At 64.0% G+C, this 253-nt stretch carries 1 protein-coding gene; it reads right to left on the bottom strand.

Annotation, left to right across the window (positions count from 1 at the left end; translation table 11 throughout):
• Positions 1 to 196: hypothetical protein (locus AC5IJH_RS18455; RefSeq protein ID WP_491904284.1), on the bottom strand; the 196-nt coding region annotated here is incomplete at its 3' end.
• Between the last annotated feature and the right edge of the window lie 57 nt (positions 197 to 253).

The raw sequence follows: 253 nt of genomic DNA, 5'->3' as shown, positions 1-253 counted from the left end.
AGGCGTGGCGCCACATTGGTGTAGTGCAGCTCGCGCGCCGCGTCGGGGTAGCCGTTCTGCCCCAGGTAGTCCAGCCGCTGTGTCGCCAGGTTGAACACCGCGCCCTGGTTGTTCTTCTCCGTCGACGATGATGCAACGTCCACCGCGCTCCGAGATTCAGCGTCAGGCTCGGCGTCGCCTTCCAGTCATCCTGCACGAAGAACTCCTGGATGGTGTCCCGCGGTCGCAGCTTCTGCTCCTGCAGATCGATCGA

Origin of the sequence: Candidatus Dedyshia acidiphila, from assembly GCF_051025295.1 — a bacterium.
Classification (GTDB): domain Bacteria; phylum Acidobacteriota; class Terriglobia; order Terriglobales; family Acidobacteriaceae; genus KBS-83.
Note: the sequence above shows the minus strand (reverse complement) of the source record. Positions and strands in the feature narration are given on the sequence as shown.